19 protein-coding genes are annotated in these 22,615 nt (G+C 55.9%); 9 read left to right on the forward strand and 10 right to left on the reverse strand.

Features of this window, described 5'->3' with window-relative positions:
- The first annotated feature begins 3 nt into the window (after positions 1-3).
- Positions 4-1,074, forward strand: coding sequence for a catabolic alanine racemase DadX (dadX, locus tag ID864_RS02680; protein WP_191149364.1), 1,071 nt, complete (start codon positions 4-6; stop codon positions 1,072-1,074).
- 2 nt (positions 1,075-1,076) lie between these two features.
- Here dadX and ID864_RS02685 read toward each other — a convergent pair whose 3' ends face one another.
- The 5 genes from ID864_RS02685 to yeaG all read right to left on the reverse strand — a co-directional run bounded on the left by ID864_RS02685 (position 1,077) and on the right by yeaG (position 9,622).
- Positions 1,077-2,267 carry a multidrug effflux MFS transporter gene (locus ID864_RS02685; protein WP_048915899.1) on the reverse strand — a complete coding sequence of 397 codons (1,191 nt, stop codon included), beginning with the start codon at positions 2,265-2,267 and terminating at the stop codon, positions 1,077-1,079.
- 150 nt (positions 2,268-2,417) lie between these two features.
- Complete coding sequence (gene wbaP, locus ID864_RS02690; RefSeq protein ID WP_048915900.1) at positions 2,418-3,884, reverse strand: undecaprenyl-phosphate galactose phosphotransferase WbaP; 1,467 nt, start codon at positions 3,882-3,884, stop codon at positions 2,418-2,420.
- 422 nt (positions 3,885-4,306) lie between these two features.
- On the reverse strand, positions 4,307-6,034 hold the full coding sequence (locus tag ID864_RS02695) for a potassium/proton antiporter (protein ID WP_048915901.1): 1,728 nt from the start codon (positions 6,032-6,034) through the stop codon (positions 4,307-4,309).
- A gap of 303 nt (positions 6,035-6,337) precedes the next feature.
- Positions 6,338-7,618 carry a YeaH/YhbH family protein gene (locus ID864_RS02700; RefSeq protein ID WP_048915902.1) on the reverse strand — a complete coding sequence of 427 codons (1,281 nt, stop codon included), beginning with the start codon at positions 7,616-7,618 and terminating at the stop codon, positions 6,338-6,340.
- A 69-nt stretch (positions 7,619-7,687) separates the two neighbouring features.
- Positions 7,688-9,622, reverse strand: coding sequence for a protein kinase YeaG (gene yeaG / locus ID864_RS02705; RefSeq protein ID WP_048915903.1), 1,935 nt, complete (start codon positions 9,620-9,622; stop codon positions 7,688-7,690).
- A 421-nt stretch (positions 9,623-10,043) separates the two neighbouring features.
- On the opposite strand from yeaG, the gene ID864_RS02710 reads away from it, so the two are divergent.
- Positions 10,044-10,793, forward strand: coding sequence for a MipA/OmpV family protein (locus tag ID864_RS02710; RefSeq protein WP_048915904.1), 750 nt, complete (start codon positions 10,044-10,046; stop codon positions 10,791-10,793).
- An 82-nt stretch (positions 10,794-10,875) separates the two neighbouring features.
- The gene (locus ID864_RS02715; protein ID WP_191149365.1) at positions 10,876-11,727 is read left to right on the forward strand and encodes an aldo/keto reductase; all 852 of its coding nucleotides are present in this window, start codon (positions 10,876-10,878) and stop codon (positions 11,725-11,727) included.
- A 27-nt stretch (positions 11,728-11,754) separates the two neighbouring features.
- On the opposite strand, the gene ID864_RS02720 is transcribed toward ID864_RS02715, so the two are convergent.
- Together ID864_RS02720 and gapA are read right to left on the reverse strand one after the other, a co-directional pair.
- Complete coding sequence (locus ID864_RS02720; RefSeq protein WP_048915906.1) at positions 11,755-12,633, reverse strand: D-hexose-6-phosphate mutarotase; 879 nt, start codon at positions 12,631-12,633, stop codon at positions 11,755-11,757.
- 70 nt (positions 12,634-12,703) lie between these two features.
- On the reverse strand, positions 12,704-13,699 hold the full coding sequence (gene gapA, locus ID864_RS02725; RefSeq protein WP_048915907.1) for a glyceraldehyde-3-phosphate dehydrogenase: 996 nt from the start codon (positions 13,697-13,699) through the stop codon (positions 12,704-12,706).
- Between the two features lie 341 nt (positions 13,700-14,040).
- On the opposite strand from gapA, the gene msrB reads away from it, so the two are divergent.
- On the forward strand, positions 14,041-14,451 hold the full coding sequence (msrB, locus tag ID864_RS02730; RefSeq protein WP_048915908.1) for a peptide-methionine (R)-S-oxide reductase MsrB: 411 nt from the start codon (positions 14,041-14,043) through the stop codon (positions 14,449-14,451).
- A 6-nt stretch (positions 14,452-14,457) separates the two neighbouring features.
- A complete protein-coding gene (locus ID864_RS02735) occupies positions 14,458-14,736 on the forward strand; it encodes a YeaC family protein (protein ID WP_048915909.1) in 279 nt (92 codons plus the stop codon).
- A 74-nt stretch (positions 14,737-14,810) separates the two neighbouring features.
- On the opposite strand, the gene pncA is transcribed toward ID864_RS02735, so the two are convergent.
- From pncA to sppA, 3 genes are all read right to left on the reverse strand, one after another.
- A complete protein-coding gene (pncA, locus tag ID864_RS02740; protein ID WP_048915910.1) occupies positions 14,811-15,425 on the reverse strand; it encodes a bifunctional nicotinamidase/pyrazinamidase in 615 nt (204 codons plus the stop codon).
- 15 nt (positions 15,426-15,440) lie between these two features.
- Positions 15,441-16,454 carry an asparaginase gene (gene ansA, locus ID864_RS02745; protein WP_048915911.1) on the reverse strand — a complete coding sequence of 338 codons (1,014 nt, stop codon included), beginning with the start codon at positions 16,452-16,454 and terminating at the stop codon, positions 15,441-15,443.
- Positions 16,455-16,553: 99 nt separating this feature from the next.
- Complete coding sequence (sppA, locus tag ID864_RS02750; protein ID WP_099753645.1) at positions 16,554-18,410, reverse strand: signal peptide peptidase SppA; 1,857 nt, start codon at positions 18,408-18,410, stop codon at positions 16,554-16,556.
- A 170-nt stretch (positions 18,411-18,580) separates the two neighbouring features.
- Between sppA and ID864_RS02755 the strand changes: the two genes are divergently transcribed.
- From ID864_RS02755 to ID864_RS02770, 4 genes are all read left to right on the forward strand, one after another.
- A complete protein-coding gene (locus ID864_RS02755; protein ID WP_048915913.1) occupies positions 18,581-19,132 on the forward strand; it encodes an NAD(P)H nitroreductase in 552 nt (183 codons plus the stop codon).
- Positions 19,133-19,287: 155 nt separating this feature from the next.
- On the forward strand, positions 19,288-20,334 hold the full coding sequence (gene selD / locus ID864_RS02760) for a selenide, water dikinase SelD (protein WP_048915917.1): 1,047 nt from the start codon (positions 19,288-19,290) through the stop codon (positions 20,332-20,334).
- Positions 20,335-20,352: 18 nt separating this feature from the next.
- Positions 20,353-22,275 (forward strand): DNA topoisomerase III, encoded by a 1,923-nt coding sequence (locus tag ID864_RS02765; protein WP_048915914.1) that lies wholly within the window; start codon positions 20,353-20,355, stop codon positions 22,273-22,275.
- A complete protein-coding gene (locus ID864_RS02770) occupies positions 22,275-22,601 on the forward strand; it encodes a YnjH family protein (protein ID WP_099753646.1) in 327 nt (108 codons plus the stop codon). The genes ID864_RS02765 and ID864_RS02770 overlap by 1 nt, the downstream gene beginning before the upstream one ends.
- The last annotated feature ends 14 nt before the right edge of the window (positions 22,602-22,615 follow it).

Raw genomic sequence — 22,615 nt, forward strand, 5'->3', positions numbered from 1 at the left:
GGTATGTCACGTCCGATTGTCGCAACGATTAATCGCGCCGCGTTGCGGCAAAACCTGGCAGTGGCGCGCCAGGCCGCCCGGAATTCGCGCCTGTGGTCCGTGGTGAAAGCCAACGCCTACGGGCACGGTATTGAACGCGTCTGGGAAAGTCTGGCAGAGACCGATGGTTTTGCGCTGCTCGACCTCGAAGAGGCGATCCTGCTACGCGATCGCGGCTGGAGAAAGCCGATACTGCTGCTGGAAGGCTTCTTCCATCCCAGCGATATCGAACTGCTCGATCGCTACCGCCTGACCACCAGCCTGCACAGCAACTGGCAGATCAAAGCGCTGGCAGAGGCGAAACTCTCTGCGCCGCTGGATATCTACCTGAAAATGAACAGCGGGATGAATCGACTCGGCTTTCAGCCAGAGCAGGTGCACAACGCCTGGCAAAAACTGCGTTCATTAGCTAACGTTGGCGAGATGACGCTGATGGCGCACTTTGCCGAAGCAGAGAGCGCAGCAGGCATCGTCGAGCCGATGCGGCGTATCAACCAGGCCGCGGAGGGGCTGGACTGTGCGCGTTCGCTGGCTAACTCCGCCGCCACGCTGTGGCACCCAGAGACCCATCATAACTGGGTGCGGCCCGGCATTATTCTTTATGGCGCTTCCCCAAGCGGACAGTGGCAGGATATCGCCGGGAGTGGGCTGCAGCCGGTGATGAGTTTAAACACGGAAATAATCGGCATTCAGCAGCTGGCTGCCGGTGCCGCAGTCGGTTATGGCGCGCGCTATCGTGCCGCTGGCGAACAGCGTATCGGTGTGGTGGCCTGCGGCTACGCGGATGGCTACCCGCGCCACGCGCCGACCGGCACGCCGATCGTGGTCGACGGCACGTTAACACGCACCGTAGGGGCCATCTCAATGGATATGATCACGGTAGATTTAACGCCGTGCCCGCAGGCCGGTATCGGCAGCAAGGTTGAGCTGTGGGGCAATAACGTGAAGATTGATGACGTGGCGTCCGCTTCCGGCACCGTAGGTTACGAGCTGATGTGCGCGCTCGCCCGTCGGGTGCCGGTCGTCGTGGAGTAAACTTAGAGCGCGGTCAGCGTACCGCGCACTTTACGGCTCATACGCCATGCGGTAAATGCCAGCAGTGCTCCGGCCACCATCATCAGCGCCAGTGCGGATTTCTCCGCCAGCGGCAGCGCCATCACCAGCAGTCCCGCAGAAGAACCCCCGGCCATCTGAATAAACCCAGCCAGCGCGGAAGCCACGCCTGCCTGCTGCTGATAAGGCTCCAGCGCATAGCTGGTGGCCGGACCGACGGTAAAGGCCAGACCCGCAACGGAAACCGCAACCGGGAGCATATACAGCGCCCAGTGGCTCTGCATACTTTCGGGGAACAGCATCACGCCAGCCATCAGCATCAGCGCGCCCAGCGTCATGGCCAGCGCGCCGCTCGCCAGGCAGATCGGGCGGCCCAGCTTGCGGATCATCTTATTGACCAGCACGCTCACCAGCATGATCCAGAATCCGTTCGCGCCAAAGGCAATCGAGAACTGCAGGGCACTGAGCTGGCCTTCGGTCATTAACACGTGCGGGGCGAGAGAAACGTAGGTCAGTACCATACCGAGCGCGCCCGCATTGGCAAAAGCAAAGGCGAGGAAACGCGGCTGGCGGAGGATCTGCCAGTACTGGCGCAGCGGCACTCCTTTGACTTTTTGCGTGTCGGCCGGTCGGGTTTCCGGCAGGAAGAAGATCACCAGCAGGCCAATAAACAGCGCATAGCCGGTCAGGAACCAGAAATTGGCGCGCCAGCCGAAGGCTTCAGCCAGAAATCCGCCGAGCATCGGTGCCAGCGCCGGGACAATGTTCAGTGCGCCATTCAGGAAGCCGTAAGCGCGCGCCGCTTCATCGCCGTCAAGGCGGTCGCGCACGCCACTGAATGCCACCACGGCGGTGCAGCAGACGGCACAGCCCTGAATAATACGGGCGCTAAGAAACTGCGGCCAGCCCGTGGCGGTCGCGGCCAGCACGCTGCCGCCGACATACAGCAGCAGACCGATCAGCGCGATAGGCTTACGACCCAGATTGTCCACCAGCGGTCCGGCAATGATCTGCCCCAGCCCCATAACCAGCAGAAACAGCGGGATAGTGGTCTGAATGGTGGTGACAGGCGTTGCCAGTCCGGCGGCGATATCCGGCAGCGTAGGTAAATAGAGGTCAATACCCAGCGGGGCAAGGAGCACCAGGCTGAGCAGTAGCAGCGTGAATTTTTGCATGGAATGGAGAGGTCCGAAGTAAAGCAAGCCGGACAGGGTAGAGATAACGCCGGGAAAAGAAAAGCAGAAAATGGCAAAAAGGGGAATTGAGGTGGCGATAGTCATGCCCGGCGGCACGGCATGACTATCGCAGACGGGCGTTACTGAGGATTAATAAGCACCGTCACGACGTAATACCACGCCTGCGGTTTTGAACAGAATGGCAATGTCGGTCCACAGCGCCCAGTTTTTAACATACCAGGAGTCGAAGTAGACGCGGGTGTCATAGTCGATATCGTTACGACCGCTGACCTGCCACAAACCGGTCATCCCCGGTTTAGCCATCAGGTAGTAGTCAACGTCACCGGCATAGCGCTCCAGCTCGGCTTCAATAACCGGGCGCGGACCGACCAGACTCATTTCACCGCGGATCACATTCCACAGCTGCGGCAGCTCATCAAGGCTGGTTTTACGCATAAACGAACCGATTTTGGTCACGCGCGGGTCGTTTTTCAGCTTGAAATCTTTATCCCACTCGGCGCGGGCTTCTTCGCTGGTCGCCAGCAGCTTCTCCAGCACTTCTTTGGAGTTCATTACCATTGAACGGAACTTCAGGCATTTGAATTTCTTGCCGTCCTGGCCCACGCGCTCGTGACCGTAGATTGGGCTGCCGCCGTCACGGCTGACCATCCAGCAAATCAGGCCAAAGGCCGGGGCGAGCAGCAGCAGCAGCATTGAGGCCACCACGATGTCAAACATGCGCTTGAGGAAGCGGGAAGAGCGCTTTGCCAGATTGTTGCTGACGCGCAACAGCATCACTTCATGACTGAAGATAAAGGACATGTCTGTACCATACAGCGGCACGCCACGCAGGGTAGGTACCACTGAGACCGAACGGCATTTTTTCTTCGACAGCAGCTTGAGCCACTTATCGCGGATTGCACGCTGGTCGTTCTCCATCGCCACGATAAACTGGGTGTTATCGAGGTCGACGGTATCCCAGACGATATCTTTATGGGTGATAACCGGAATGCCGTTAAAGCTTTCAGGGCCGCTTTCACCGGCCGGTGCGACGAACGCTTTCACGTCATAGCCCAGCAGCTCTTCGCTCTGTAATGCGGCATAAGCTTCCCGGGCATTTCTACCCGAGCCGATAATGATGGTGTGCTTCTGCCACTGACCTGCTTTCAGAATGGCATTCTTCACGCATGAGCGCAGTAGCGGAACCAGAATCAGCGCGTAGATCCAGGTAAAACTCCACAGCATGCGGGAGAAATCCCATTTAGAAAACGCAATCAGGGCCAGATCCAGCAGCGAGAAAATCACCAGAGTTTTGATAATCTCTTTTAATTCAAACCAGAATGGCTTGCGATAAGTATAGTGGCGCAGTCGCATCCAGAACCAGGCGGTACACAATACTGACATGACGGACTGGGCAATAAAGCGCACTTCAACTTCCTGCGGTGGAATAAATATATCCAGATTACCCCAAATACCCTGCAGGGTGGCAGCAGAAAGAAACAGTGCCAGGTTAATCGAAAGTAAATCTGAGAAGCTTAATGCGACTTTCGCGATGACGTTTTTTCTTGTGCCGCTAAACGTGCGGCGACGGTCATTCAGTACCAGAGTACTTGCCATAATGCCTGCTCTCTTTTCATGAGGAATCAGTAACCTGACGGGAATAAAGCACGCGTCAAGGCGTCGCTACATCAAACCTTCACGGTTATCCGGACTGACTTTAATGTTTCTGTTGTGTGACAAAATCAGGGCAGCGGAGCGGTGATGAAAAAGGCCATCACGCAATTCCGTCATAATTGAAGAGATGAGTATGCAGGAGTTATTTGGCTTAGTTAATACGGGAAAATCCTAAAAGACGATGAAAAATCGAACAGGATAATTCTGAAAGGGAAAATAAGCGCAGCGGTAATTTGAAAATTAAAAAATGTGGTTATGACAATAAGATAACAATAAAGCCCCCGTTTGATGAAAATGAAAACCGCCAGCGGCAATTATGGCGGTTTTCGGATTATCCCTATCTCAGCGGCAAGCGCGAAATGACGCTACTCCTTCTCTTCCTGAACCCTTACGCCAATCTTGACGATCTCATTGGCTTCTTTTTCTGCCACGGTCCAGATCATATTTTTCCATTCAACCTGATCCCCGACCACCGGCGCGCCGCCGATAATGCCGGATACCAGCTGGCCCAGCGTCTGCTGGCTGTTGGCCTCTTCATCCAGGTCGATGCCATAGATCTCTGACACGTCGTGCAAACGTGCATCAGCCTGCAGAATAAAATCACCAAAGAAGCGCTGGTCGAGGGCGACAGGCGGCGACTGGCTGAACAGCTTACCGAGCGCAGGCAGGTCGCGCTCGCGGCCAATCACGCACAGTACATCGTTCTCACGCAGTCGCGTGCTGCCGGTGGGGTGCAGCAGCAGGTTATCGCGAAACAGCGCGGCGATGCGCGTTTCACGCGGCATCTTCAGATCGCGCAGCGCCGCACCTACGCACCACTTGTCGGCGCTTAGCTGATAGACGAACTGCTCCCACGGATTCTCCGGATGGATGTCGAGGCCGACGCGGGAGATTGGCGAAGCCATGGGGGGCACAATCACCCTGGCTTTGCGCGCCGCCCAGCCCAGCGAGGTGCCCTGAACCATCAGCGACACCAGCACCACGAAGAAGGCGATATTGAAGAACAGCGGGGCGTGAGGCAATCCGGCCATCATCGGAAATACCGCCAGGATAATCGGTACTGCGCCGCGCAGCCCCACCCAGCTGATAAATATGCGCTCGCGAATATTAAAGCCGCGAAACGGCAGCAGCCCGATGATAATTGACAGCGGGCGAGCTACCAGGATCAGGCACAGCGACAGCAAAGTGGCAGGCAGCGCGATGTGCCACAGGTCAGTCGGGTTAACCAGCAGTCCCAGCACCAGGAACATGCCAATCTGGCTAAGCCAGGCCATACCGTCAAAGGTCTGCAGGATGCCGTGGCGATTGCGAATTGGGCGGTTACCCAGCACAAAGCCGCACAGGTAGACGGCGAGGATACCGCTGCCTTCCAGCACTGTCGTCAGCGCAAAGACCAGAATCCCACCGCTGACCGCCAGCAGAGGGTAGAGGCCGCCCGCGAGAGAGACGCGGTTAATCATTTGCAGCAGCGCCCAGCCGCCGCCCAGCCCAAGCACGATCCCGAGGCCAAACTGCTGCACCAGATGCACCACAAACATCCAGCTCAGCCCGCTTTGCCCCTGCTGGATCATCTCAATCAGGGTGATGGTCAGGAACACCGCCATCGGGTCGTTGCTGCCGGACTCAATCTCCAGCGTGGCGCTGACGCGCTCGTTGAGACCTTTGCCGCCCAGCAGGGAGAACACGGCTGCAGCATCGGTAGAGCCGATAATTGCCCCGACGAGAAAACCGTTCATCAGATTAAGGTCGAACAGCCAGGCGGCAGCCAGACCGGTCAGCCCGGCGGTGATCAGTACCCCCACCGTTGCCAGCGACAGCGCCGGTCCGAGTGCCACCTTAAAGGAGCTGGCCTGAGTACGCATGCCGCCGTCCAGCAGGATGATGGCCAGCGCAAGGTTACTAATCAGATAGGCTGCCGGATAGTTGTCAAAGGCAATGCCGCCGATGCCGTCAATCCCGGCAAGCATACCGAGGGCGAGAAAGATAACTAATATCGGGATGCCCAGCTTAGATGAGAAAGAGCTGAGCAGAATGCTCGAAGCTACCAGCACTGAACCAATGATGAAAAGACTGTAGATCGCGCTGGCTTCCAATGGGCATTTCTCCTGTGAAGATTAAAAACCTGTTTTTACAGTGTGTTGTAACAGCCGGTATAAAGTCAAAACCCGAAGGTCACTGATTGGCATTCTGAGGGTACTATTTTAGCCAGAATAAAATATCGCATAAAGTCATGAAACAAATGCTGATGAGTGCGATAAAAGTACGCTTTATTTCGTGGATTGAAGCGAAAGGCGGGTAGTGAGGGGAAATCTGCCGTTTAAAGCGGCATCGTCACCCTGGCACCAGGTGATTCTACGGGAAAAGGGTTGACCAGGCGACCGGTCAACCCGCTGGTTTTAATAATTCTCTTCGGCCTGCTTGTGAAACAGCTCGCGGAATACCGGGTAGATATCTTCCGGTTCGCGAATGTGCTGAATGGCGAAGTTATCAAACGTCGACTGCAGATGTTCATACTCACGCCACAGGGTTTGATGAGCACGCCGGGTGATTTCGATATAGCTGTAGTAACGCACCACCGGCAGGATGTTTTTTGCCAGGATCTCATGACACAGCGGCGAGTCATCGGCCCAGTTATCGCCATCGGAGGCCTGTGCGGCATAGATATTCCACTGTGCCGGGTCATAGCGCTCTTTAACCACTTCATCCATCAGTTTTAACGCGCTGGAGACGATAGTGCCGCCGGTCTCCTGCGAGTAGAAGAACTCCTGTTCATCCACTTCTTTCGCCTGAGTGTGATGACGGATATACACCACATCCACGTTCTTGTAAGTGCGGCTGAGGAACAGATACAGCAGGATATAAAAGCGCTTCGCCATATCCTTGGTAGCCTGATCCATGGAACCCGAAACGTCCATCAGGCAGAACATCACCGCCTGGCTGGAGGGCTCCGGACGCTTCTCGAAGTTCTTATAACGTAAGTCAAAGGTGTCAATAAACGGCACGCGTTTAATGCGCGCGCGCAGTTCGGCAATCTCTTTACGCAGCCGCTCTTCTTCGAGCAGCTGAGCCGGTTCGCTGTTCTCCACTTTCAGCAGGGTGGCTTCCAGTTCGCCCAGCTCGCGCCGCTTGCCGGCGGTCATGGCGGTGCGCCGCGCCAGAGAGTTTTGCAGTGACCGCACCACGCTGATGTTGGCTGGAACGCCGTTAGCGGTGTAGCCGGCGCGGTGGGTTTTATATTCATTCAACTGCCGGTGCTGATTTTTCTTCAGGTTAGGCAGTGCCAGATCTTCAAACAGCAGGTCGAGATACTCATCTTTCGAGATGTTGAAGACAAATTCATCCTGTCCCTCACCATCCTGTCCAGCATTTCCCTGACCGCTACCGCTGCCACCGCCGCCGCCCTGCGGGCGCTCAACGCGGTCGTTTTGTACAAAGTGGTCATTACCTGGATGAACGCGATGACGCTGGCCGCCGCGTCCCTGGTGGAAACTCGGTTCATTGATATCTTCAACAGGAATAGAGACGGATTCGCCGCTTTCAACGTCGGTAACCGAACGCTTATTAATGGCCTCGGAGATCGACTGTTTGATTTGCGACTTATAGCGGCGCAAGAAGCGCTGGCGGTTCACCGCGCTCTTGTTTTTGCCGTTAAGACGCCGATCGATAAAATAGGCCATAGCTCCCCCAAACAACGTTGCAATCCGGGACAGGGACCGGCCCTGACCCGATTGGATGCGACTTTCTGGTTACGACGATTTTCTCACGCGCAGATACCATTCGCACAGCAGACGTACCTGTTTGCGGGTGTACCCTTTTTCCATCATACGGTCGACGAAATCGTCGTGTTTCTTCTGTTCGTCGGTCGACGTTTTGGCGTTAAATGAAATGACCGGCAGCAGCTCCTCAGTATTCGAGAACATTTTCTTCTCGATTACGGTGCGCAGCTTCTCGTAGCTGGTCCAGTTCGGATTACGACCATTGTTATGCGCCCGGGCGCGCAGCACGAAGTTGACGATCTCATTACGGAAGTCTTTCGGGTTACTGATCCCGGCCGGCTTCTCAATTTTCTCCAGTTCGGCATTCAGGGATTCACGGTCAAACAGCTGGCCGGTGTCCGGATCGCGGTACTCCTGATCCTGAATCCAGAAGTCAGCGTAGGTGACATAGCGGTCAAAAATGTTCTGGCCATATTCGGAGTAGGACTCCAGATACGCAGTCTGGATCTCTTTGCCAATAAACTCGGCGTATTTCGGGATCAGATAGCCTTTCAGGTGCTCGAGATATTTCTCTGCCTGCTCCTGTGGGAACTGCTCACGGTCAATCTGCTGTTCCAGCACGTAAAACAGATGCACCGGGTTAGCTGCCACTTCGACATGGTCAAAGTTAAACACGCGCGACAAAATTTTGAAGGCAAAGCGGGTAGATAACCCGTTCATTCCCTCATCGACGCCAGCGTAATCACGATACTCCTGGTAAGACTTCGACTTAGGGTCGGTGTCTTTCAGGCTTTCACCGTCGTACACGCGCATTTTAGAGTAAGTGCTGGAGTTTTCCGGCTCTTTCAGGCGCGACAGGATAGAGAAGCGTGCCAGGGTTTCCAGCGTGCCGGGCGCGCAAGGTGCATGGGTCAGCTCACTGTTGACCAGCAGTTTCTCGTAGATTTTTATCTCTTCAGAAACGCGCAGGCAGTAAGGCACTTTGACGATGTAGACACGGTCTAAGAACGCTTCGTTGTTCTTGTTATTACGGAACGTTACCCACTCAGATTCGTTCGAGTGCGCAAGGATAATCCCGTTAAACGGCAGGGCGGAGATACCTTCCGTCCCGTTATAGTTACCTTCCTGGGTGGCGGTCAGCAGCGGATGCAGCACTTTAATCGGTGCTTTAAACATCTCGACGAATTCCATAATCCCCTGGTTAGCACGGCATAACGCGCCAGAATAACCGTAAGCATCCGGATCGTTCTGGGCGTGGTTCTCCAGTTTACGGATGTCGACTTTACCCACCAGTGCGGAGATATCCTGGTTGTTTTCATCGCCCGGTTCAGTTTTGGCAATCGCCACCTGTTCCAGAATTGACGGCCAGACTTTCACCACTTTGAAGCGGGTGATGTCACCGCCAAATTCATGCAGGCGTTTAGCCGCCCACGGCGACATGATGGTGCCAAGATAACGGCGCGGGACGCCATACTCTTTATCAAGAATATTGGCATCTTCCTGCGGGTTAAACAGGCACAGCGGATGGTCATTAACCGGGCTGCGCTCACCGTCGGCGGTCAGCACGTAAATGGGTACGCGCTGCATTAAAGATTTCAGCCGTTCAGCCAGTGAGGATTTACCGCCACCGACCGGGCCGAGCAGATAGAGAATTTGTTTCTTCTCTTCCAGCCCCTGCGCCGCGTGCTTCAGGTAGGAGACGATCTGTTCAATCGCATCCTCCATACCATAAAACTCTTCGAACGCCGGGTAGCGTGCGACCACACGGTTAGAGAACAGTCGGGAAAGGCGTGGCTCCAGGGCGGTGTCCACCATTACTGGCTCACCGATAGCCATTAACAGTCGTTCCGCCGCGTTGGCGTATGCACTGCGATCCTGCCGGCAAACCGCAAGGAACTCCTGCAGTGTGAACTCTTCGTCCTTGGCAGCTTCATAACGCTGACGATAGTGATCGAATATATTCATGGCGATGCCCGTCCTTTCGTTTTTAGCACAGGTACCAGGAGCCTAATTGGGGCAGCCCCTGAAGGAACTTGTTAATGAGTACAGCAACCCTTATGCCAACCTGACTGTTTTAGCGGAAAACACAATTTTTTTTGGTTACTCTGCTCGTCAAAATTTAGCGTCTTACAATTAAGCGTAGATCGCATTTAGGAAATTTCCTGAACCGCTCGACATTTTCAATGAAATTTCAATAACAAAGTCATTTTGTCACTAAGCGCTGGCCTTAACTGATGCGGGCTGAGGCGGTTTTTGTCAGAACAATGGTCAATTTTTAACAGTTCAATTGATTCTAAGTGCTACCAGTTGTGTAAATATCTGACTAACAATCCACTTACTGTTTAAACTATTACGCTGATTGTTATATTTATGGAACGGATAAATTGTGAACCATTTCAAAGTTACCGCGCTTGCTGCCTTTTTACCTCTCTGTTTTGCGGCACCCTTCGCACAGGCGAACCCACTGACGCTGGGTGCTTCACTGCTTTATAGCCAGAGCCCATATAAGAGCGGCCAGGACCGTTATTACCCTGTTCCCATCGTCAATTATGAGGGCGACAGTTTCTACATTCGCAGCCTGCAGGCGGGTTATTACCTGTGGAAAGACAGCCAGGATCAGCTGTCATTAACCGTGCTGGGTTCCCCGCAGAACTTCGACCCGGATGATGTGGATGATGGTGATATGAAGTCGCTGAATAAGCGTCATATGACTCTGATGGGCGGTGTGGCTTATCGTCATAGTGCCGACTGGGGTATCGTGCGTACCACGCTGGTTGGCGATATGCTCGATAACAGTAACGGAATAATCTGGGATCTGACCTATCTGTACCGCTTCGAATTTGGCCGTTTCAGCCTGACGCCGGGCATCGGTGCGCTGTGGAACAGCTCGAATCAGAACGACTACTATTACGGGATTTCCTCTGCTGAATCTCGCCGCAGCGGGCTGGATAGTTACGATCCTGACAGCAGCTGGAGCCCCTATCTGGAAGTGACCGCCGGCTGGAAAATTGCCGACAGCTGGAATGCCACGCTTTCAGGCCGCTACACCCGTCTGGGCAGTGATATCAAAGATAGCCCGATGGTGGACCAGGACTCTCAGGTTCTGCTCTGGACCGGGGTCAGCTATACCTTCTGACGCCGCAGGTATGCACTGATAAAGGGCGCTCTGCGCCCTTTTGCACATCTGTAGCGCACCAATAAAGTGCATGGAGATTGCGATGAGCCGAATTGTTACCTTTGCTGATGGAACCCCCTTGCCTGCCATTGGACAGGGGACCTGGTATATGGGGGAGAGCCCGGATTTGCAACGCCAGGAAGTGAGCGCATTACAGGCTGGACTGGATTGCGGGTTAACGCTGATTGATACTGCTGAAATGTATGCTGACGGCAGGGCGGAAGAAGTGGTCGGCGTGGCGCTAAAGCAGCGCCGTGACCAGGCGTTCGTCGTGTCAAAAGTTTACCCCTGGCACGCCGGGGAGTTGGAGGCTATTGAAGCCTGCGAGCGCAGCCTGCAACGTCTGCAAACGGATTATCTCGATCTCTACTTGCTGCACTGGCGCGGCAATATCCCGCTGGAGGAGACGCTACGGGCAATGGAACAGCTGCAGAGCCAGGGCAAAATTCGCCGCTGGGGCGTATCCAATTTTGACGTCGAGGATATGCAGGAGCTGCTGGCTGAAGAGGGCGGAGAGCATTGCGCGACCAATCAGGTGCTGTACCACCTGGCCTCACGCGGTATTGAGTATGATCTGCTGCCGGAATGTCAGCAGCTGGCAATGCCGGTGATGGCCTACTGCCCGCTGGCACAGGCCGGAAAATTGCGCAGCGAGCTGATGCAACACCCGACGCTACGCGATATTGCACAACAAAAGGGCATCAGCGTCGCTCAGCTGCTGCTGGCATGGGCAATCCGCAAGGAAGGGGTACTGGCCATTCCTAAAGCCAGCACTATTGCCCATGTGCAGGAGAATGCGGTTGCACTTGAGGTGACTTTATCCAGTGCAGAGCTGGCGCTGATTAACCAGGCTTACCCGCCCCCGGGCAGCAAAATGCCGCTGGATGTGGTGTAAGGAGCGGCGTTAGCCGCCCCTGAGCGATTAGACTTTGCTACGCACCCGGAAGGTGGTTGCCAGCCGCGCCGGGTTTTCCCCGGCACTTTTCATCGCGCTACTGACGTGGGCGGTTTCGACGCAGACCATGGTTTGATAGCCGTCATTCGCCATATCCCCCATGCTGCATGAGAGTTCAGCCCCCGGGTTCCACGTGACAACGTCACTATGATGATGGTGGTAGACCTCAATAACGCGTTGACCCGCCTTGTCGTTAATGACGCTGCAATCCGCTGGCGCGGTATAGATGCGGTCAATGCGCTGCGGATAGCTCTGCTTACCGTCGTCTGAATGCCCCTCTACGCCGTTATTAACCTTATCGATAAAGCGATTGCCAAGCCCGCTCACCTCTACGCCCTGAATATCCGCGATGGCAAAGTAGCTGTGCAGGGCCGCAGTCGCTTCAAAGTCACCGTGGGCTTCCAGCTCAATTTCGCAGCGGTCGCTGAAGCGGAAACGGGCAAACAGGGTGAAATCATGCGGCCACAGCTTCTTAGTCTGATCGTTGCTTTCCAGCACCAGCGTCAGCACCACGCTGTCGGCATTCTCATCGTGGGCGGAGAGTTTCCATGGCAGGTTACGGGCGAATCCATGCGCAGGTTCACCGGCAGGGCCGAACCATGGCCAGCAGATCGGGACGCCGCCGCGAATGGCTTTCCCGCTGTTCCACGCGGTTTTGTCGCTGAGCCAGATGACCGGCTTCTCGCCTGAAGGCTGCCAGGCAATCAGCTGGGCGCCCTGCAGGGTGACGGCAGCGCGGACTTTAGGATGGGTGACGACGATTGTCGGCAGTTCACCTATCTGGCGCTGGGTGATGTAGGGGCTAATTTGGTTAATGACCGGCAGTGAAAAAAGTTTCTCGTTCATGAGTCAGCCTTCTGAAATTTAACCATAAAAAAAGGGCGACTCACGTCGCCCTCAGATTCTCTCGCGTCGCTTATTTAGCGATGTGAGCAACCAGGTCCAGGACCTTGTTGGAGTAACCAGTTTCGTTATCGTACCAGGAAACCAGCTTAACGAAAGTGTCGCTCAGTGCGATACCGGCTTTCGCATCGAAGATAGAAGTCAGCGTTTCGCCGTTGAAATCGGTAGAAACAACTTCGTCTTCGGTGTAGCCCAGAACGCCTTTCATTTCGCCTTCGGCAGCAGCTTTGATTGCAGCACAAATTTCTTTGTAAGATGCAGGCTTAGCCAGACGTGCAGTCAGGTCAACAACGGAAACGTTAGGGGTAGGAACGCGGAACGCCATACCAGTCAGTTTGCCGTTCAGCTCAGGGATCACTTTACCTACGGCCTTAGCAGCACCGGTAGAAGAAGGGATGATGTTCTGGGATGCGCCGCGGCCGCCGCGCCAGTCTTTGTGAGAAGGGCCATCAACAGTTTTCTGAGTCGCGGTGGTTGCATGCACAGTGGTCATCAGGGCTTCAACGATACCGAACTTGTCGTTGATCACTTTAGCCAGTGGTGCCAGGCAGTTGGTGGTGCAAGATGCGTTAGAAACGATATCCTGGCCAGCGTATGACTTGTGGTTCACGCCCATAACGAACATTGGGGTGTCATCTTTAGATGGGCCAGTCAGAACAACTTTCTTAGCGCCAGCTTCGATGTGTTTACGGGCAGTTTCGTCGGTCAGGAAGATACCGGTCGCTTCTGCAACCACATCCACACCGACTTCATCCCACTTCAGGTTAGCCGGATCGCGCTCAGCGGTAACACGGATGGTTTTGCCGTTAACAACCAGGTGGCCGTCTTTGACTTCCACGGTGCCGTTGAAGCGGCCGTGAGTTGAGTCATATTTCAGCATGTAAGCCATGTACTCGGCGTCCAGCAGATCGTTGATGGCAACGATTTCTACATCAGAACGTTCCTGAGCAGCACGGAAAACAATGCGACCGATACGGCCAAAACCGTTGATACCTACTTTGATAGTCATATATTCCACCAGCTTGTTGATAGTGAATAAAAGGTTGGCTGTAAAATTACAAAAACCTTACCAGGCGTCAAGCGGAATCGTGTCAATTGTTGCGACAAATCAAACTGTCGAGCAGGAATTATTCGACACAAAACCTATTTCTTGACCCGCGAACTACAGTGATATTGGGATACTGTGCCCGAATATAAAGGGATGGTCGATCCGAATGGTGATCTGCATCACAGTTTGAGATATGACAGAATTCTCTCAGCGCCCGGACGCGAAAAATTCACCTGATCTTGTTAAGTATTTGTTAGAATACTCACCGATCTTTTCAGAACAACACTGCCAGAGAGTCTAGCATGGCTAATGAAAATACACCTTTCTCACCCGAAAATGAGTTGAATGAGATGCAGCGCTACGTTACTCAGCAGCGCGGCACCGAACCTCCGTACTCCGGTAAACTGTTGCATAACAAAGACGCAGGCATATACCACTGCCTGGTGTGCAAAGCTCCGCTGTTCCTGTCGGGCAGTAAATATGATTCCGGCTGCGGCTGGCCGAGCTTCTACGAACCCTACAGCGATGAGGCTATCCGCTATCTGGAAGACGATTCCCACGGTATGCAGCGCGTTGAAATCCGCTGTGGCAGCTGTGATGCCCACCTGGGGCATGTGTTCCCAGATGGCCCGCAGCCGACCGGTGAGCGATTCTGCGTGAACTCTGCCTCGCTGAGCTTCACCGACGAAGACGGCAACAGTACTCAGGGGTAAGGCGCAATGGAACTGGATGAAATGATTGCCAGCATGACGCCGGAAGTGTATCAGCGTCTGGCGACTGCGGTAGAAACCGGCAAGTGGGCTGACGGTGTGGCATTAACCGCAGAGCAGAAAGAGAACAGCCTGCAGCTGGTATTGCTGTGGCAGGCGCGTCACAACGATAACCCGCAGCACATGAGCGTGGCGAAGGGCGGGGAGATCGTGACCAAGAGTAAGAAACAGCTGAAAGAAGAGTTTGGCATTGGCGATGACGACGTCACGCAAATTACGCTGCAGTAAATTATTCCTGCAGGAATAATTCGTATAAAGAATCGCCGGTCCGCTCTGTTGACGTCCCGGCGTTTTTCATCCATTCAGAGGATCACCGCTCCGGCGTTGGCCATCTCTTGCAGCGCTTTCTGGCTGTCATCCGGCCTAAGGTTGACACCACGGCAGCCTGCCGACACCAGCGTGACCTGATAACCGAGTGCCAGCGCATCCAGCACGCTGTACTTCACGCAGTAGTCCGTTGCCAGCCCCATTACCGTCAGTGAGGTGACAGCGTGCTGCTGCAGCCACGCGTGCAGATGCGTCTGCTGACGCTGCCCGTTATCAAAAAACGCGCTGTAGCTGTCAATCTGCGGATTTTCGCCTTTACAGATCTGCGTGCTAATCAGCGAGCGGTCCAGTTCAGGGTGCAGCTGGGCGCCTGGGCTGTGCTGGATGGCGTGATCCGGCCACCACACCTGGGGTAAACCCTGCAGTTCACCCACGGTGCCGGGGATATTACCCGCCGTGGAGGCAAAACTGCCGTGTCCGGCAGGGTGCCAGTCGAGCGTGGCGATGACCGGCTCACCGCGTGCGCAGAACTCAGCCGCCAGACGGTTAGCCACCGCGATGGTCTGATCACCTTCGGCCACCGCCAGCGCGCCGCCCGGACAGAAATCATTCTGTAAGTCGATGAGTAACAGTGCCTGACGTGCGCTCATACCACTCTCCACAGGTTAATCCTGAGTTAATTCGCCGCGCAGGTTCTGCGTCATCAGCTGGCGGATCTCTTCACTGCTCAGATCCTGGCTCAGCAGGAAGTGCAGCTTGGTCAGCGTTGCTTCCACGGTCAGGTCAGCTCCGCTGATCACTCCGGCGTGCGCCAGGGCATTGCCGGTGGCGTAACCGCCCATATTCACCTTGCCTGACATGCACTGGGTCAGGTTAACCACCACGATCCCGCGGTCAGACGCTTCCTGAAGTTCGCGCAGGAACTCTTTATTCTGCGGCGCGTTACCGACGCCGTAGGAGCGCAGGATCAGCGCTTTCACCGGCTGCTGCAGGAAGTTACTCACCACTTCGGACGAAATCCCCGGGTAAATCGTTACCACGCCGATCGGCTGCGGCGTGATTGGATGCACGATCAGCTCGCCGTTGCCGGTTGGGGCCGCAGGCGTATTGAGGCGGCGAATATGAATACCGGCTTCCAGCAGCGGGGCAAGGTTGGGCGAAGCAAAAGCGTTAAAGCCATCGGCGTGCGCCTTAGTGGTGCGATTACCGCGGAACAGGGTATTGTTGAAGAACAGGGTGACTTCGTTGATCGGGTAGTTTGCCGCCACAAACAGCGAGTTGAGCAGGTTCTGCTGCCCGTCAGAGCGCAGCTGCTCCAGCGGGATCTGTGACCCGGTGACAATGACCGGCTTCGCCAGATTCTCCAGCATAAAGGAGAGCGCAGAGGCGGTGAACGCCATGGTGTCGGTGCCATGCAGGATCACGAAACCATCGTATTTGTCATAGTTCTGGCGAATATCATCCGCAATCGATTGCCAGTCCTGCGGCGTCATGTCCGAGGAGTCAATCAGCGGGGCGTATTCGTGGATGGTGAAATCCGGCATTTCCGGGCGATGGAATTCTGGCATATTTGCCAGCTGATTTTGCAGGTGGCCAGAAACAGGGATAAAGCCATGTTCGGAACGCTGCATGCCGATGGTACCGCCGGTGTAGGCGACATAAATCGATTTCTTTTGCATTGGTTAACTCAGGGCTTGCCGAAAAGGCGCAGTATAAGGGGAATTGTCAGGAAAACCAGCCCGACCAGAGGTAGCCGGGCTGTTTAGTGCGTCAGTTCACTATTTTACATCGCCGCAGGTCAGGCAGAATGCATAGCGATTTTGCGGATCGTTGAGATTATCCAGCAGGCCTGGCTGTTTCTTCATCGCGGCCATGACGTCGAACATGGGGGCAGGCAGGTAAGCACGCAGCGCCGCAGGCAGTGCTGCCTGTGCTGAAGCATCTACCTGGCTAAACAGCACGTCGACCATGCTCGGTTCATCCTGATACCAGTTCAGCTGTGGCTGTTTGATCTTCGCCAGCTCGGCAGCTTTCGCCACTGCATCGTCGAAATCGCCCAGCGCATCCACCAGACCGTTAGCTTTGGCATCGCTGCCGGTCCAGACGTGACCCTGTGCGATCTGATCGATCTGTTCGGGCGTTTTGTTGCGTGATTTTGCCACCAGACCGAGGAAGTTTTTATAGCCGTTTTCGATGGTCAGCTGCATCAGCTGCTGAACTTCCGGCGGCAGGGCTTTGGTACTGGCGACATCCGCCAGCGGAGAAGTTGCTACGCCGTCGGTATGCACGCCGATAGCATCCAGTGAGTTCTCCACGGTGTTGATCACGCCGAAGATGCCAATAGAGCCGGTCAACGTATTCGGGCTGGCAATAATATAGTTAGCCGGAGTTGAAACCCAGTAGCCGCCTGATGCCGCCATGCCGCCCATGGAAACCACCACCGGTTTACCTGCGGCTTTTGCCGCCGCCAGCTCTTCACGGATAGTTTCAGAAGCGGTCACGCTGCCGCCAGGGCTGTTGACGCGGAACAGAATGGCTTTGATCTTCGGATCGAGGCGCGCTTCACGAATTTCCAGCGCGGTGGTATCACCACCGACGCTGCCCGGGGTCTCTTCGCCGTCCATAATCGCACCGTTCGCCACGATCACCGCGATATTGCCGTCGGTAGTAGGGGTGTTTTTCAGCGGATAGTCATAGATGCTGGTGCCGTTGTAATCCTTCGCCTCTTTATCCCAGCCAAAGGTTTTCACCAGCTGCTGGTCGACCACTGAAGGTGAGGCCAGCTCATCCACCAGCTTATTGTCTTTGGCGTACTGCGCGCTGTCGCCGCCCACTTTGTTCAGACCATCGAGCACGCCCTGAGCGCCAGGGAACACCTGATTGGCAGTGATCTGACGGTTTGCCGCCAGCGTATTGACATAGTTCTGCCACAGCTCGCCAACCCAGCGGCTGTCGGCATCGCGCGCGGCAGGGGACATGTCATCACGCAGGAACGGCTCTACCGCCGATTTGTAGGTACCGACGCGGAACACGTGCGAGCTGACTTTCAGCTTGTCCAGCAGGGTTTTGTAATAGAGGCTGTTGGTGGCAAAACCGTGCAGATCGACAGTGCCCTGCGGCGAGAGGGTGATCTTGTTGGCGAAGCTGGCGAGGTAGTACTGTGCCTGGCTGTAGCTGTCGCCGCGGGCATAGATTGGCTTACCGCTGTCGCGGAACTCACGCAGCGCTTTACCAATATACTGCAGCGACGGCTGGTCAGCGCCCGCAAAGTTGTGCAGGTCGAGCACCATGCCGGTAATTTTATCGTCGTCTTTCGCCTGGCGAATGGCATCCACCACGTCGAACAGTGAGTTCTCTTTCAGACGATCGCTGCTGGCGCCCAACAGCTGGCGGCCAATCTTACTCAGCTTGTTGCTGACGGAAGGTTTATCTACCACCACGCCGCTGAGATCGAAGATCAGTGCGCCTTTCTGCACTTCAGCCGGTGCATTGGCGCTGCTGACGTGCAGCCAGATACCCACGCCAACCACGATCAGCAGAATAAGGAAGAGATTAAGGATAAATTCGCGAACAAAATTCAGGACTCGCCATGTCCACTTAAAAATGCCAGCGATCATTCGCCATAACACGCGCATAGATACTCCAGGGTCGCAATGAAATGCCAGAAGCAGAGGTCCGGGCAGGAATAGCACACATCCTAATTAGCAAGGGGGCAATTGTCAGCATGAAAAAGCGCAATGCTGTAACAAAACATCATCCTGTGCTAGTTTTTGCGGGATGAGAATCACTATCACAGGAGGACATCATGGACGCTCTGGATTTACTGGTTAATCGTCGTTCCGCATCACGGCTGGCAGAACCTGCGCCGACAGGTGAAGCGCTGGAGAACATTCTGCGCGCCGGTATGCGCGCGCCGGATCACGGCACTTTGCAGCCGTGGCACTTCACTATTGTCGAGAATGAAGGGCGCGATCGCCTGAGCGCGCTGCTGGAGAAGGTATCGCGAGATGCGCAGCTGGAAGAGAAAGCTATCGATAAGGCAAAAAATGCACCCTACCGTGCGCCGATGATTATTACGGTGGTCGCGCGTTGTGAAGAGCACCCGAAAGTGCCGCGCTGGGAGCAGGTGGTGTCGGCAGGGTGTGCCGTGATGGCGATGCAGATGGCCGCTGCCGCACAGGGCTTTAACGGTATCTGGCGCAGCGGGGCGTGGACCGAAGATGAAGCGGTGCGCAGCGCGTTTAACTGTCGCCCTCAGGACGCCATCGTCGGCTTCCTCTACCTGGGAACCCCGCAGCTGAAATCATCCACCACCGTGTTAGCGCCCGACAGCGCCCCGTTTGTCAGTTATTTCTGAATGACATTTTCGCTGTTAGCAGGCAGGGTTGTGAGCGGCCCTGCAATTCGCCGGGATAATGAGCAAACAACGGGCATAATCGTCGGTTAGTCTTATCACTCTCTGGCGAAAACGCTACCATGACTTCCGGTGAAGCTAACAGGGAACAGATCTTCATGAACTTAGATAATGTCCGTCTGACTCAGTACAGCCACGGCGCAGGCTGCGGTTGTAAAATCTCGCCTGCGGTGCTGGATACCATTCTGCACAGCGACCACCCGTTACGTAAGGACCCGCATCTGCTGGTGGGTAACGAAACCCGTGACGACGCGGCCGTATACGATCTCGGCAATGGCACCGCGGTGGTCAGCACCACCGACTTCTTTATGCCGATCGTGGATGACCCTTTTGACTTTGGGCGCATCGCCGCGACCAACGCCATTAGCGATATCTGGGCGATGGGGGGCAGACCGATTATGGCGATCGCCATCCTCGGCTGGCCGGTTAACCAGCTGCCGCCGGAGGTTGCCCGTAAGGTGATCGAAGGCGGGCGTAGCGTCTGCGAGCAGGCGGGGATTACCCTGGCGGGCGGGCACTCTATCGATGCCCCGGAGCCGATCTTCGGCCTGGCGGTCACCGGCGTCGTGGCCACCGATCAGGTGAAGCGCAACAGTGAAGCACGGGCAGGATGCCGCCTTTTCCTCACCAAGCCACTGGGCATTGGCGTTCTCACTACTGCCGAAAAGAGATCTCAGCTCAAGTCGGAGCATCAGGGGCTGGCGACGGCCACCATGTGCCAGCTCAATCAGATTGGGGCCGAGTTTGCCGGTGAAGCGGGCGTCAGCGCGATGACCGATGTCACCGGCTTTGGGCTGCTCGGCCACCTCAGTGAGATGTGCCAGGGTGCCGGCCTGCATGCCGACCTGTGGTACAGTGCCATCCCGCGTTTGCCGGGAGTGGATGAATATATCGCCGCAGGCTGCGTGCCGGGCGGTACCGAAAGAAATTTCGCCAGCTACGGGCAGCTTATCGGCGCCATGACGCCCGCGCAGCGCCAGCTTCTCTGCGACCCGCAGACATCGGGCGGGCTGCTGCTGGCAGTACTGCCGGAAGCAGAGGCTGCGATGCAGGCGATTGCCGCCGCGCAGCAAATTACACTCACCCCGATTGGTGAACTCCTGACGGCTCAGGCCGGAAGGGCCGTTATTGAAGTCAAACCCTGAGCAGGAACTCACCCCAGCATGCGTTTGTTTATTGCCGAAAAACCCAGCCTTGCCCGCGCGATAGCGGACGTTCTGCCTAAGCCGCACCGTCGTGGCGACGGCTTTATCGCCTGTGGGCAGGATCAAATGGTGACCTGGTGCGTAGGCCACCTGCTGGAACAGGCGCAGCCTGACAGCTACAACAGCCGCTTTGCCCGCTGGTCGCTGGCCGATTTACCGATTGTGCCGGAAAAGTGGCAGCTGCAGCCGCGTCCGTCGGTGGCAAAGCAGCTCAACGTGATTAAAGGTCTGCTGGAGCAGGCCAGTGAAGTGGTCCATGCCGGTGACCCGGATCGTGAAGGGCAGCTGCTGGTGGATGAGGTGCTCGACTACCTGACCCTGCCGGCAGAAAAGCGGGCGAAAGTGCAGCGCTGCCTGATTAACGATCTCAACCCGCAGGCGGTTGAACGCGCCATTGGCCGCCTGCGTGAAAACCGCGAGTTTATTCCCCTGTGCGTCTCCGCGCTGGCGCGCTCGCGTGCAGACTGGCTTTACGGTATCAACATGACCCGCGCCTACACCTTACTGGGGCGCAACGCGGGCTATGACGGTGTGCTCTCCGTTGGGCGCGTTCAGACCCCGGTGCTGGGGCTGGTGGTGCGGCGTGATGAAGAGATTGAGAACTTTGTCGCCAAAGACTTCTTCGAGGTCAAAGCGCATATCGTCACCCCGCAGGATGAACGTTTCGTGGCGCTGTGGCAGCCGAGTGACTCCTGCGAGCCTTATCAGGATGAGGAGGGGCGCCTGCTGCATCGCCCGCTGGCCGAGCATGTGGTGGCGCGTATCGACGGCCAGCCCGCGCTGGTGACCAGCTATAACGACAAGCGTGAAAATGACACTGCGCCGCTGCCGTTCTCGCTTTCGGCGCTGCAGATTGAGGCCGGCAAGCGCTTTGGCCTCAGCGCGCAGGCGGTGCTGGATACCTGCCAGCGCCTGTATGAGACCCACAAGCTGATTACCTATCCACGTTCCGACAGCCGCTATCTCCCTGACGAGCATTTCGCCGGGCGTCATGCGGTTTTGAATGCAATCAATGTTCATCAGCCGGACCTGACGCCTCCCGCTGATTTCAATAGCGATCAAAAAAATCGCTGCTGGGACGACAAAAAAGTCGACGCGCACCATGCGATTATCCCGACTGCGCGCAGCAGCAAGGTCAACCTGTCGGATAATGAGCAGCAAATCTACCGTTTGATTGCCACCCAATACCTGATGCAGTTCTGCCCGGATGCGGTGTACCGCAAATGCGTGATCGAGCTGGATATCGCCGGAGGCAAGTTTATCGCCAAAGCGCGTTTCCTGGCTGAGGCTGGCTGGCGTGCCTTACTCGGCAGCAAGGAGCGGGATGAGGAGAATGACGGTACGCCGCTGCCGGTGGTGGCCAGGGGGGATGAGCTGCTGTGCGAGCGTGGCGAAGTGGTCGAGAAGCAGACCCAGCCGCCGCGCCCGTTCACCGACGCTACGCTATTATCGGCGATGACCGGTATTGCCCGCTTCGTACAGGATAAAAATTTAAAGAAAGTGCTGCGTGCGACCGATGGTTTAGGTACGGAGGCAACGCGCGCCGGGATTATCGAGCTGCTGTTCAGACGCACCTTCCTGTTTAAGAAGGGGCGCTATATTCACTCCAGCCCGGCCGGACGCGCGCTGATCCATTCACTGCCGGAGATGGCCGCGCGGCCAGATATGACCGCGCAATGGGAGTCAACGTTGACTAAAATCAGTGAGAAGCAGTGTCGCTACCAGGACTTTATGCACCCTCTGGTGGAAACGCTGCACAGTTTGATCTCTCAGGCCCGTCAGCAGCCCGCCGCACATGCGTTTCGCGGCGTTACGGCTCCGGCAACGATCGCCAAGAAAAAACCGCGACGTAAAGCGGCGAAGGAAAAGGAAAGCGAGTAATGAAAATGCATCTGGCACTGACACTGCTGCTGGCCGTTAGCTCATCGGCAATGGCCGAGCGCTATATCAGCAGCGGGCAAGGGCATGGCAACAGCGGCGGCAATAACGGTAACGGCGGCGCTAATGCGGACGTGGTAGTCGATATGCCGCCAGAAGTCTGGACGCAGGGGCAAAACAACAGCCAGCCCTGTAACCGCTGCTGCATCTATGAAAACCGCAACTACACGGAAGGGGCGGTGCTGAAGAGTGAAGGGGTACTGTTGCAGTGCGCGCGCGACCCGCAGTCGCTGGGCACTAATAATCTTATCTGGCGCATCGTCAAATAAATTCCCTTCCTCTT

The sequence above is a fragment of the Erwinia aphidicola genome (assembly GCF_014773485.1).
In the GTDB taxonomy this organism is placed as follows: Bacteria; Pseudomonadota; Gammaproteobacteria; order Enterobacterales; family Enterobacteriaceae; genus Erwinia; species Erwinia aphidicola.